The 11,913-nt window shown below is 67.6% G+C and carries 12 protein-coding genes; 7 read left to right on the plus strand and 5 right to left on the minus strand.

Annotated features, from left to right (window positions below):
• On the plus strand, positions 1-1,414 hold a 1,414-nt coding region (gene aceF, locus SM757_RS22295), incomplete at its 5' end, for a dihydrolipoyllysine-residue acetyltransferase (RefSeq protein WP_322467098.1).
• Between the two features lie 13 nt (positions 1,415-1,427).
• Positions 1,428-3,215, plus strand: a complete 1,788-nt coding sequence (gene lpdA / locus SM757_RS22300; protein ID WP_322467099.1) for a dihydrolipoyl dehydrogenase — start codon at positions 1,428-1,430, stop codon at positions 3,213-3,215.
• Positions 3,216-3,331: 116 nt separating this feature from the next.
• On the opposite strand, the gene SM757_RS22305 is transcribed toward lpdA, so the two are convergent.
• On the minus strand, positions 3,332-3,883 hold the full coding sequence (locus SM757_RS22305) for an NUDIX hydrolase (protein ID WP_322467100.1): 552 nt from the start codon (positions 3,881-3,883) through the stop codon (positions 3,332-3,334).
• Positions 3,884-4,009: 126 nt separating this feature from the next.
• Here SM757_RS22305 and maiA point away from each other — a divergent pair, with 126 nt between their 5' ends.
• The gene (maiA, locus tag SM757_RS22310) at positions 4,010-4,648 is read left to right on the plus strand and encodes a maleylacetoacetate isomerase (RefSeq protein ID WP_322467101.1); all 639 of its coding nucleotides are present in this window, start codon (positions 4,010-4,012) and stop codon (positions 4,646-4,648) included.
• Positions 4,638-5,426, plus strand: a complete 789-nt coding sequence (gene pgeF / locus SM757_RS22315) for a peptidoglycan editing factor PgeF (RefSeq protein WP_407655791.1) — start codon at positions 4,638-4,640, stop codon at positions 5,424-5,426. Before maiA ends, pgeF begins: the two co-directional genes overlap by 11 nt.
• On the opposite strand, the gene SM757_RS22320 is transcribed toward pgeF, so the two are convergent.
• On the minus strand, positions 5,358-5,615 hold the full coding sequence (locus SM757_RS22320) for a hypothetical protein (protein WP_322467103.1): 258 nt from the start codon (positions 5,613-5,615) through the stop codon (positions 5,358-5,360). The two genes, pgeF and SM757_RS22320, sit on opposite strands and share 69 nt — an antisense overlap.
• 217 nt (positions 5,616-5,832) lie before the next feature.
• On the opposite strand from SM757_RS22320, the gene SM757_RS22325 reads away from it, so the two are divergent.
• The 3 genes from SM757_RS22325 (at position 5,833) to phbB (ending at position 9,548) form a co-directional block, all read left to right on the plus strand.
• Positions 5,833-7,443: a PHA/PHB synthase family protein gene (locus SM757_RS22325; protein WP_084267317.1), complete on the plus strand. Its 1,611-nt coding sequence runs from the start codon at positions 5,833-5,835 to the stop codon at positions 7,441-7,443.
• Positions 7,444-7,497: 54 nt separating this feature from the next.
• Positions 7,498-8,676, plus strand: coding sequence for an acetyl-CoA C-acetyltransferase (locus tag SM757_RS22330; RefSeq protein WP_066334316.1), 1,179 nt, complete (start codon positions 7,498-7,500; stop codon positions 8,674-8,676).
• A gap of 134 nt (positions 8,677-8,810) precedes the next feature.
• Complete coding sequence (gene phbB, locus SM757_RS22335) at positions 8,811-9,548, plus strand: acetoacetyl-CoA reductase (RefSeq protein ID WP_066334313.1); 738 nt, start codon at positions 8,811-8,813, stop codon at positions 9,546-9,548.
• A 125-nt stretch (positions 9,549-9,673) separates the two neighbouring features.
• Here phbB and SM757_RS22340 read toward each other — a convergent pair whose 3' ends face one another.
• From SM757_RS22340 to mnmH, 3 genes are all read right to left on the minus strand, one after another.
• Positions 9,674-9,892 carry a DUF2788 domain-containing protein gene (locus SM757_RS22340; RefSeq protein ID WP_066334309.1) on the minus strand — a complete coding sequence of 73 codons (219 nt, stop codon included), beginning with the start codon at positions 9,890-9,892 and terminating at the stop codon, positions 9,674-9,676.
• Positions 9,893-10,008: 116 nt separating this feature from the next.
• Positions 10,009-10,797 carry a DUF2189 domain-containing protein gene (locus SM757_RS22345; RefSeq protein WP_322467104.1) on the minus strand — a complete coding sequence of 263 codons (789 nt, stop codon included), beginning with the start codon at positions 10,795-10,797 and terminating at the stop codon, positions 10,009-10,011.
• 51 nt (positions 10,798-10,848) lie between these two features.
• Positions 10,849-11,910, minus strand: coding sequence for a tRNA 2-selenouridine(34) synthase MnmH (gene mnmH / locus SM757_RS22350; RefSeq protein WP_322467105.1), 1,062 nt, complete (start codon positions 11,908-11,910; stop codon positions 10,849-10,851).
• Positions 11,911-11,913: the final 3 nt, after the last annotated feature.

Below are 11,913 nucleotides of genomic sequence, written 5' to 3' on the forward strand. Positions count from 1 at the left end.
GCAAAGCCCCGCGCCCGCCGCGGCGCCCACGCCCGCGGCCGAAGCCCCGGCGGCGGCTGCCGCCGGCGGCGTGATCGAGGTGAAGGTGCCCGACATTGGCGACTTCAAGGAAGTCGCCGTGATCGAGGTGTTCGTCAAGCCCGGCGACAAGGTCAAGGTCGAGCAGAGCCTGATCACCGTGGAGTCCGACAAGGCCTCCATGGAGATTCCGTCCTCGCACGCCGGCACGGTCAAGGAAGTGCTGATCAAGCTGGGCGACAAGGTGAGCGAAGGCTCGCTGATCGTGCTGCTCGAAGGCGCCGGCGCTGCCACTGGTACGGCTGCACCGGCTTCGGCCGCCGCGGCTCCCGCACCGGCTGCCGCCGCTGCGGCCCCGGCCGTGACGGTGTCGGCGCCCGACGTGGCGCCGCCCGCGCAGCGCCAGGCGCCCACGGCCGCGCTGCCGGCGCACGAGCCCACGGCACCTAAGGGCAAGCTGCCGCACGCTTCGCCTTCCATCCGCCTGCAGGCCCGCCAGTTGGGCGTGCCGCTGGAGGAGGTGGCAGGCTCCGGCGTCAAGGGCCGCATCACGCAGGACGACCTGCAGAACTTCGTGAAGGCCGTGATGGCCGGCACGGCGCAGACCAAGGCGGCCGCCGCCAAGGCGCCCGCTGCCGTCCCGGCGGCCGCGGGCGGCGCCTTCCCCGGCCTGCTGCCCTGGCCGCAGGTGGACTTCGCCAAGTTCGGCCCGGTCGAGCGCAAGGACCTCTCGCGCATCAAGAAGATCAGCGGCGCCAACCTGCACCGCAACTGGGTCGTGATCCCACACGTCACCAACCATGACGACGCGGACATCACCGAGCTGGAAGCCTTCCGCGTGCAGCTCAACAAGGAGAACGAGAAGTCCGGCGTCAAGGTGACGATGCTGGCCTTCCTGATCAAGGCCGCCGTGGCCGCGCTCAAGAAGTTCCCCGAGTTCAACGCCTCGCTGGACGGCGACCAGGTGGTGCTCAAGCAGTACTTCCACATCGGCTTCGCGGCCGACACGCCCAACGGGCTGGTCGTGCCCGTGATCAAGGACGCCGACAAGAAGGGCGTGCTGCAGATCAGCCAGGAAATGTCGGAGCTGGCCAAAAAGGCCCGCGACGGCAAGCTGGGCCCGGCCGACATGAGCGGCGGCTGCTTCAGCATCTCGTCGCTGGGCGGCATCGGTGGGCGCTACTTCACGCCCATCATCAACGCGCCGGAAGTGGCCATCCTGGGCGTGTGCAAGAGCACCATGGAGCCCAAGTGGGACGGCAAGCAGTTCGTCCCGCGCCTGACGCTGCCGCTGTCGCTGTCGTGGGACCACCGCGCCGTGGACGGTGCCGCGGCCGCGCGCTTCAACGCGTACTTCTGCCAGATCTTGGCGGACTTCCGCCGCGTGATGCTGTAAGGGGACCGACGACATGGCACTCATAGAAGTCAAGGTTCCCGACATCGGCGATTTCAAGGAAGTCGCCGTCATCGAGGTGCTCGTGAAGCCGGGCGACACGGTGAAGGAGGAGCAAAGCCTCATCACCGTGGAGTCCGACAAGGCCTCCATGGAGATCCCGTCCTCGCACGCGGGCACGGTCAAGGAGCTCAAGGTCAACTTGGGCGACAAGGTGAGCGAAGGCTCGCTGGTGCTGGTGCTGGAGGCCGCGGGCGCGGCCGCCGCCGCGTCGGCCCCGGCGCCCGCTCCCGCGCAGGCGGCAGCCCCGGCGGCGCCGGCGGCCGCGCCCGTCGCGGCGCCCAATGCCGGCAGCTACGCCGGCAACGTGGACCTCGAGTGCGACATGCTGGTGCTGGGCGCCGGCCCGGGCGGCTACTCCGCCGCCTTCCGCGCCGCCGATCTGGGCATGAAGGTCGTCATCGTCGAGCGCTACGCCACCCTGGGCGGCGTGTGCCTGAACGTGGGCTGCATCCCTTCGAAGGCGCTGCTGCACGTGGCCGCCGTGATGGACGAGGTGAAGCATTTCGCCGACCTGGGCGTGACCTTCGCCGAGCCGACGGTGGACATCGACAAGATGCGCGCCCACAAGTCCAAGGTGGTGAGCAAGCTCACCGGCGGCCTGGGCGCCATGGCCAAGATGCGCAAGGTCACCATCGTGCGCGGCTACGGCAACTTCGTGGACCCGTTCCACGTCAAGGTGCAGGAGACGGGCGGCGACGCCCAGGAGCGCACGGGCGGCGAGAAGGTCATCCGCTTCAAGAAGGCCATCATCGCCGCGGGTTCGCAGGCGGTGCGGCTGCCCTTCCTACCGGACGACCCGCGCATCGTGGACTCCACCGGCGCGCTGGAGCTGCGCCAGCGTCCCAAGAAGATGCTGGTCATCGGCGGCGGCATCATCGGCCTGGAAATGGGCACCGTTTACTCCACGTTGGGCGCACGCCTGGACGTGGTGGAAATGCTGGACGGCCTGATGCAGGGCGCCGACCGTGACCTGGTCAAGGTCTGGCAGAAGATGAACGCCCCGCGCTTCGACAACATCATGTTGAAGACCAAGACGGTGGGCGCCGAGGCGACGCCGGACGGCATCAAGGTGCAGTTCGAGGGCCTGGACGGGACCAAGAGCGAAGGCGTCTACGACCTGGTGCTGCAGGCCGTGGGCCGCACGCCCAACGGCAAGAAGATCGGCGCGGAGAACGCCGGTGTCGTCGTGAACGAGCGCGGCTTCATCCCCGTGGACGTGCAGATGCGCACCAACGTGCCGCACATCTTCGCCATCGGCGACGTGGTGGGCCAGCCCATGCTGGCGCACAAGGCGGTGCACGAGGCCCACGTGGCGGCGGAAGTGGCTGCCGGCGACGAGCACGCGCGCTTCGACGCGCGGGTGATTCCGAGCGTGGCCTACACCGATCCCGAGGTGGCCTGGGTGGGCCTGACCGAGGACGAGGCCAAGGCGCAGGGCATCAAGGTCAAGAAGGGCCTGTTCCCGTGGACGGCCTCCGGCCGCGCCATCGCCAACGGCCGCGACGAGGGCTTCACCAAGCTGCTGTTCGATGCGGAAACGCACCGCATCCTGGGCGGCGGCATCGTGGGCACCCACGCCGGCGACATGATCGGCGAGATCGCTCTGGCGATCGAAATGGGCGCGGACGAGGTGGACATCGGCAAGACCATCCACCCGCACCCGACGCTGGGCGAGAGCATCGGCATGGCCGCCGAAGTGGCCCACGGCTCCTGCACGGACCTGCCGCCGCAAAAGCGCTGACCGGGTTTCCCTCCGCGTCCTCATGGGCGCGGACGGGGCCTTCAATGCAAAACGCGCCGCATTTGCGGCGCGTTTTTCACATGGGGCAGGGCGTGTTCCCGCTGCGGGCTTGTGCCTTATTCGATGTCGGCCGTATGGAGGCCGAACTGGCCGCGCTTGCGGTCTTCGAAGTAGCGCCTGAGCGTTTCGCGCACGGTGCGGAAGGCGATCTGGTCCCAGGGAATCTCGGCTTCGGAGAAGAGGCGCGCCTCTATCGTCTCGGGGCCGGGGTCCAGGTGGGTGTCGGTGAGCTTGGCGAGGTAGTAGAGGTGCACCTGGCCGACCTGGCGCACGTTCATCACGCTGAAGAGCTGCCCCAGCTCGATGTGGGCGCCGGCCTCTTCCTGCGTTTCGCGCAGGGCGCCTTGCGAGGTGGTCTCGCCCAGCTCCATGAAGCCGGCAGGCAGCGTCCAGAAGCCGCGCCGGGGTTCGATGTTGCGCAGGCACAGCAGCACCTGGTCGTTCCACACCGGCAGCGTCCCGACGACGTTGAGCGGGTTTTCATAGTGGATGCGGCTGCATGCCGGACATACCGCGCGCTCCCGGTTGTCGTCCGGGGGGATGCGGTATTGGACATGGCTGCCGCAGGCGGGGCAGTGCTGGATCCTGCTGCGCTCGGAAAGAAGCATCCGGCCAGTTTAGCGTGGGCCTCGCGCGGCCTCGGCCGGCGTGCAGGGTTCCCGCCATGTTCACAAGCCCACAGAGGGGTTTATGCTGCACCGCGTCAATCCCGCAGTTCCGCAGTAAGTTCCTGAATGCAGCTGTACAACTACTTCCGCTCCTCCGCTTCCTACCGCGTGCGCATTGCGCTGGCCCTCAAGGGCCTGGACTACGAATACAAGCCGGTGCACCTGGTCAAGCGCGAGCAGCTTGCGGAGTCGTATGCCGCGGTGTCGGCCTCGCGCCTGGTGCCGCTCCTGCGCGACGGTGACGCGACGCTCACGCAGTCGATGGCCATCATCGAGTACCTGGACGAAACCCACCCCGAGCCGCCGCTGCTGCCCAAGGAAGCGCTGGGCCGCGCCCGCGTGCGCGCGCTGGCGCAGGACATGGCCTGCGAAATCCACCCGCTCAACAACCTGCGCGTGCTGCGCTACCTGGTGCACGACTTGAAAGTGAGCGAGGACGACAAGAACCGCTGGTACCGCCACTGGGTCGAGACCGGCCTGGAGGTGGTGGAGCGCCAGATGGCCGAGCACCCCGCCACCGGCCGCTTCTGCCACGGCGACACGCCCGGCCTGGCCGATTGCGTGCTGGTCCCGCAGGTCTTCAACGCCCAGCGCTTCAACTGCCGCCTGGACCACGTGCCCACCGTGATGCGCGTGTACGAGGCCTGCATGCAGCTCGATGCCTTCGACAAGACGCAGCCGGCCGCTTGTCCCGATGCCGAGTGACGAGCTGGAAGGCGTGCTGAAGCCCGAATGGCCGGCACCGGCCGGCGTGGGCGCGCTCATGAGCACGCGCGCCGGCGGCGTCAGCGCCGCGCCTTTCAACGCGCTCAACCTGGGTGATGCCGTGGGCGACGACCCGGCCGCCGTGATCGGGAACCGTGCCCGCGTTGCCGCCGTGATCGGGGGCGCCGTGCCGGTGTGGCTGCGCCAGGTGCACGGCACGCGCGTGCTGCGCCTGACGGCGGCCAACGCCGCCGCGCTGGTCGACGCGCCGCCGCCTGAGGCCGATGCCGCCGTCACCGGGGAACCCGGCGTGGCCTGCGTGGTGCAGGTGGCCGACTGCCTGCCGGTGTTGCTGGCCGCCGCCAATGGCCGCGCCGTGGGGGCCGCGCACGCGGGCTGGCGCGGGCTGGCCGGGGGCGTGCTGGAAAACACGCTGGCCGAGGTCTGTGCGCTGGCGCAATGCGCGTCGGCCGACGTGCTGGCCTGGCTGGGCCCGTGCATAGGCCCGCAGGCCTTCGAAGTGGGGGAAGACGTGTTGCGCGGCTTCGGGGCGGACCCGGCCGGCGGCGATGCCGCATTCACCTGGCGGCCGCGCCCCGACGGCAGCGCGCGCTGGCTGGCGGACCTGCCTCAGCTCGCGCGCAGGCGGCTCGGTTTGGCAGGTCTGCGTCAGATCAGAGGCGGACAGTGGTGCACGGTGCAGGATGAATCAAAGTTTTTCTCGTTCCGGCGCGACCGGGTCACGGGGCGTCAGGCTGCCGTCATCTGGCTGCGCTGAAGCCTCGGCACGCTTGCGTGCCCGGCGCCGCGCCGGCGAGCCCATGAGATACAGAACGATGGACAAGGGCAGTGCCCCATACAGCACGAAGGTGAACACGGCGCCCAGCACTGTCCCGTTGGGCGCCGTGGCCTCCGCCACGGCCATCATCAGCACCACATACATCCACGCCAAGGCCACCAAGTACATAGGAAATACCCGCGATTACGCAGAATGACGTATTTCGTAGAATGAAAAGAGTTGTCATGATGCGGTAAGACACGAAGCCTACAACACTGCACGCCAACGGTTTTCGTGAAAAAGTCCTCAGGAGACGAGTGTGACCCTGCAAGCTATTCCCGCACTGCAAACGTTCGGTGACAACGCCACGGCGCTGGGCGCCGCCATTTCGGATGCGTTGCGCACCATGTCCGGTCTCAACCTGCCCATGCAGGCCATGGCCAAGTTGCAAGGCGAGTACCTCAACGAAGCCACGGCACTGTGGAACAAGACGCTGGGCCGCCTGCAGGCCGACGGCAGCGCCGAGCCGGCCAAGTTGCCCGACCGCCGCTTCTCCGCCGCCGAGTGGGCGCAGAACCCCGCCGCCGCCTATCTGGCGCAGGTCTACCTGCTCAACGCCCGCACGCTGATGCAGATGGCCGAGTCCATCGAGGGTGATGCCAAGGCCAAGGCGCGCATCCGCTTCGCCGTGCAGCAGTGGATCGATGCCGCCGCGCCCAGCAACTTCATGGCGCTCAACCCTGAGGCGCAGCGCAAGGCGCTGGAGACCAAGGGCGAGAGCATCAGCCAGGGGCTGCAGCAGTTGTGGCACGACATCCAGCAGGGCCATGTGTCGCAGACCGACGAGAGCGTGTTCGAGGTGGGCAAGAACGTCGCCACCACCGAGGGCGCCGTCGTCTACGAAAACGACATGTTCCAGCTGCTGGAGTACAAGCCGCTGACGGCCAAGGTGCACGAGAAGCCCTTCCTGTTCGTGCCCCCGTGCATCAACAAGTACTACATCCTGGATCTGCAGCCGGACAACAGCATCATCCGCTACACCGTCGCGCAGGGCCACCGCGTCTTCGTCGTGAGCTGGCGCAACCCGGACGCGTCCACGGCCGGCAAGACCTGGGATGACTACGTGGAGCATGGCGTGATCCGCGCCATCCGCGCCATTCAGCAGATCACCGGGCAGGACAAGCTCAACGCGCTGGGCTTCTGCGTGGGCGGCACCATTCTTTCCACCGCGCTGGCCGTGCTGGCAGCCCGTGGCGAGCAGCCCGTGGCCAGCCTCACGCTGCTGACCACGCTGCTGGACTTCAGCAATACCGGCGTGCTGGACCTGTTCATCGACGAGACGGGCGTGCGGCTGCGCGAGATGACCATCGGCGAGAAGGCGCCCAACGGCCCCGGCCTGCTCAACGGCAAGGAGCTGGCCACGACCTTCAGCTTCCTGCGTCCCAACGACCTGGTGTGGAACTACGTCGTGGGCAACTACCTCAAGGGCGAGGCCCCGCCGCCGTTCGACCTGCTGTACTGGAACTCGGACTCGACCAACCTGCCCGGGCCCATGTTCTGCTGGTACTTGCGCAACACCTACTTGGAGAACAAGCTGCGCGTGCCCGGTGCCTTGACCGTGTGCGGCGAGAAGGTGGACCTCTCGCGCATCGAGGCGCCGGTGTACCTGTACGGCTCGCGCGAGGACCACATCGTGCCCTGGGAATCGGCCTACACCAGCACGCAACTCCTCTCCGGACCCAAGCGCTACGTGCTGGGCGCCTCGGGCCACATTGCCGGCGTGATCAATCCGCCGCAGAAGAAGAAGCGCAGCTTCTGGACCAACGAGCAGCTGGTTGCCGACGCCAACCAGTGGCTGGAAACCTCCACCGAGCATCCGGGCAGCTGGTGGACGGACTGGAGCGACTGGCTCAAGCAGCACGCGGGCAAGGAAATCGCTGCGCCCAAGACGCTTGGCAACAAGACCTACAAGCCCATCGAGCCCGCCCCTGGGCGCTACGTGAAGCAGAAGGCTTGAGCCGCGGGCTCACAGCTTTCGTCATTACCCGACCTTGACAACGAGGAGATACACATGACCGACATCGTCATCGTCGCCGCAGCCCGCACCGCCGTGGGCAAGTTCGGCGGCACGCTGGCCAAGATCCCGGCGCCTGAGCTGGGCGCTGCCGTGATCAAGGCCCTGCTGGAGAAGACCGGCGTGGGCGCCGACCAGATCGGTGAAGTCATCATGGGCCAGGTGCTGGCCGCCGGCGCGGGCCAGAACCCCGCTCGCCAAGCCATGATGAAGGCAGGCATCGCTAAGGAAACGCCGGCGCTGACCATCAACGCCGTGTGCGGCTCCGGCCTGAAGGCCGTGATGCTGGCGGCGCAAGCCATCGCCTGGGGCGACAGCGAGATCGTGATCGCCGGCGGCCAGGAAAACATGTCCGCCAGCCCGCACGTGCTGCAAGGCAGCCGCGACGGCCAGCGCATGGGCGACTGGAAGATGGTCGACACCATGATCAACGACGGCCTGTGGGACGTGTACAACAAGTACCACATGGGCATCACGGCCGAGAACGTCGCCAAGGCGCACGACATCACCCGTGAGCAGCAGGATGCCCTGGCCCTGGCCAGCCAGCAAAAGGCCACCGCCGCCCAGGAAGCCGGCAAGTTCAAGGACGAGATCGTTCCCGTTGCCATTCCGCAGCGCAAGGGCGATCCGGTGATGTTCGACGCCGACGAGTTCATCAACAAGAAGACCAACGCCGAAGCGCTGGCCGGCCTGCGCCCGGCCTTCGACAAAGCGGGTTCGGTGACCGCGGGCAACGCCTCCGGCATCAACGACGGCGCCGCCGCCGTGATGGTCATGTCGGCCGCCAAGGCCGAGCAACTGGGCCTGAAGCCGCTGGCGCGCATCGCCAGCTTCGGCACCAGCGGCCTGGACCCCGCCACCATGGGCATGGGCCCGGTGCCGGCCACGCGCAAGGCGCTGGAGCGCGCCGGCTGGCAAGTCGGCGACGTGGACCTGTTCGAGCTGAACGAAGCCTTCGCCGCCCAAGCCTGCGCGGTGAACAAGGAACTGGGCGTGGACCCGGCCAAGGTCAACGTCAACGGTGGCGCCATCGCCATCGGCCACCCCATCGGCGCTTCCGGTTGCCGCGTGCTGGTGACGCTGCTGCACGAAATGCAGCGCCGCGACGCCAAGAAGGGCGTGGCCGCGCTGTGCATCGGTGGCGGCATGGGCGTGTCGCTGGCCGTCGAGCGCTGATCGGCTGACCGACCAAGGGCAGCCGCCGGAGCTGCCCGGGCGGCCGCCGCGCCCACGCGCGGGCGCGGCGCCGCTGAAAAATTCCCTGGAACACCACCAAGGGCCGCAGGACGGCCCAATGAAGGAGAGACGAGATGACTCAAAAACTCGCTTACGTGACGGGCGGCATGGGCGGCATCGGTACTTCGATGTGCCAGCGCCTGCACAAGGACGGCTTCAAGGTCATCGCCGGCTGCGGTCCGAGCCGCGACTTCCAGAAGTGGCTGGACGAGCAGAAGGCCCTGGGCTACACGTTCTACGCCTCGGTGGGCAACGTGGCCGACTGGGACTCCACCGTCGCCGCCTTCGAGAAGGTCAAGGCCGAGCACGGCACCGTGGACGTGCTGGTGAACAACGCCGGCATCACGCGTGACGGCCAGTTCCGCAAGATGAGCAAGGCCGATTGGCAGGCCGTGATGTCCACCAACCTGGACAGCATGTTCAACGTCACCAAGCAGGTGATCGACGGCATGCTGGACAAGGGCTGGGGCCGCGTCATCAACATCTCCTCGGTCAACGGCGAGAAGGGCCAGTTCGGCCAGACCAACTACTCCGCCGCCAAGGCCGGCATGCACGGCTTCTCCATGGCCCTGGCGCAGGAAGTGGCTGCCAAGGGCGTGACGGTCAACACCGTGAGCCCCGGCTACATCGCCACCGACATGGTCAAGGCCATCCGCCAGGACGTGCTGGACAAGATCGTCTCCACCATTCCCATCAAGCGCCTGGGCACCCCGGAGGAAATCGCCTCCATCGTGGCCTGGCTGGCGGGCGAGGAATCCGGCTTCACCACCGGCGCCGAGTTCAGCTGCAACGGCGGCCTGCACATGGGCTGACCAGGACCCAACCCGCGGCACTTCATGGGGCCGCGTTGGGCACGACAAAAGGCCGCGCTTTGCGCGGCCTTTTTATTTGTCCCGGGGATACTGAAATACTTGGGCCGTGGCGGGCAGGATTCTTGTTATTCCACGATGCCTGCCAAGAAATATTTGATCAGACCTTTTGCCGCGAAGCCCAGCAGGCCAAAGCCCAGAGCCAGAAACAGCACGAAGGTGCCGAATTTGCCCGCCTTGGATTCCCTCGCCAATTGAATGATGATGAACACCATGTACAGCATGAAGGCCGTGACGCCGACGGTCAGGCCCAGCTGGGCGATATTTTCCTCGTTGAATTCAAACATCTTGAGTTTTTAATGATTCGCTGCGCGGGCGGCTCCCAACAAACCACCCGGCCGGGCCATGAAAATCGGCCCGGCGAAAAGCATAAGGTCTGGGATGAATGGCTTGGATCAATTTCTCAAGGCATTTCGTCCCATACGGAGGTGTCCACCAGGTCGCGGTAGGCGTGCCAGCTTGAATGAGCCAGCCAGGGCATGACCACGATGAGGCCGAGCATGAAGGTCGCCATGCCCAGCAGTGTGAGGCCCATGATCAGCGCGGCCCACAACGCCAGCGGCAGCGGGTGCTGCATGACCACGCGCCAGCTCGTGAACACGGCCACCATCACGCCCACGCGCCGGTCCAGCAGCATGGGCATGGCCACCACGGTGGAGGCGAACACGGGGGCGGCCATCACGCCGCCGAGCATCAGCCAGGCCTCGAACAGCCGGCTTTCGCCCAGCACCACGTGCACGATGAAATCCAGCGGCGTGCGCAGCGGCGCGGGGGAGAAGGTCAGCAGGAAGGACGCGGACGTCATGACCCAGCCCGTGCCGGCGAAGGCCAGCAGCAGGCCGAAGACGATGAGCCGCCCGTCGTCCGGCTTCCACGCGCGCAGCGCGGTGGCCAGCGTGGCCGGCTGCTTGCGGTAGAGCGCGCGGCTCACGGCGTACAGCCCCGTGGCCAGCAGCGGCGCCACGAGCAGGAAGCCCGAGAACGCACCGGCCAGCAGCCAGACATGCTCTTTCGCGAGCACGGCCAGCAACGCGCCGAACAGTGCCATGGCCACGCCATGCGCCAGCCCGGGCCCGGGCGCTCGCCGCAAGTCCTGCCAGCCGCGGGCCAGCCAGCCCAGCGGGCGCAGCAAGGGAATGGGCCGCACGCCAAAGCGTCGCGACTGTTCTACGGCGGGTTCGAAGGTTCGCATACGTGGAGAGGCGACTGTCGCCGAAGTGGGCACACCCCACTTTAAGCCGCCTCAAGCCTGCGAAAGCAACTCCCGCGCGGCGGCTTCCAAACTCTCGTCGCCTCCGTCACGCAAGGCCAGCCGCGGCGCCTGCGCCAAATGGCGGAAATGCCGGTCCATGGAGCGCAAGTACAGCGGGTCGTAGTGCTCGCGCATCATCTCTGCGAAAACCCCGGCCCAATCGCCCGCGCGCGCCTGGCGCTGCCAGTGCTGCACGGTGTCGCGGCCACGCAACTCGACGAGGCCGTCTATGAGGCGGCAAAAACGCTCGGGGTCGGCAGCGAAGAAACCGTACTCCTGCAGCAGCAACTCCACGCGGGCGGCCTCGTCCATCTCGACCACGGTGCAGCGGCCGTGCTCGCGCAGCCGCAGCATGAGCGCGTCGGGCACGCGCACGTTGCCCACCTTCTGGCTTTCGCTTTCCACGAACACGGGCCGCGCCGGGTCCAGCGCCCGCAGCGCCTGCCATAGCAGGGTGTCGAAGCGCTTTTGCGGCGGCTGCGGCTGGTTGGGCAGCCCGCCGAGCACGGAGCCGCGGTGGCAGGCCAGGGCTTCGAGGTCCAGCACCTGCGCGCCTTGCTCGCGCAGCGACTGCAGCAGCCGCGTCTTGCCGCTGCCGGTGCGCCCGGCCAGCACGTGGAACTCCAATCGCGCGGGCAGCACGTCCAGGTCTTCCCGCACGAGGTTGCGGAAGGCCTTGTAGCCGCCGGCCAGTTGCTGGGTGCGAAAGCCGATCTGCGACAGGAACCAGGCCAAGCTCCCCGAGCGTTGCCCGCCGCGCCAGCAATACACCAGCGGGCGCCACTCGCGCGGCTTGTCGGCCACGTGGCGCTCGATGTGCTGCGCCACGTTGCGCGCCACCAGCGCCGCGCCCACCTTGCGGGCGTGCAGGGCGGAAACCTGCTTGTAGAGCGTGCCGACGAGGCGGCGCTCGCCGTCGTCCAGCACGGGCCAGTTCTCGGCGCGGGGCAAGAAGTCCTCGGCGAATTCGCCGGGCGAGCGCGCGTCTATGACGCTGTCGTACTCGCCCAAGCGCTCGGCGGCCTCGCGGACCTCCACGATGGTCAGTGACATGGC

This window comes from Azohydromonas lata (assembly GCF_034427735.1).
Taxonomy (GTDB): Bacteria; Pseudomonadota; Gammaproteobacteria; order Burkholderiales; family Burkholderiaceae_C; genus Azohydromonas; species Azohydromonas lata.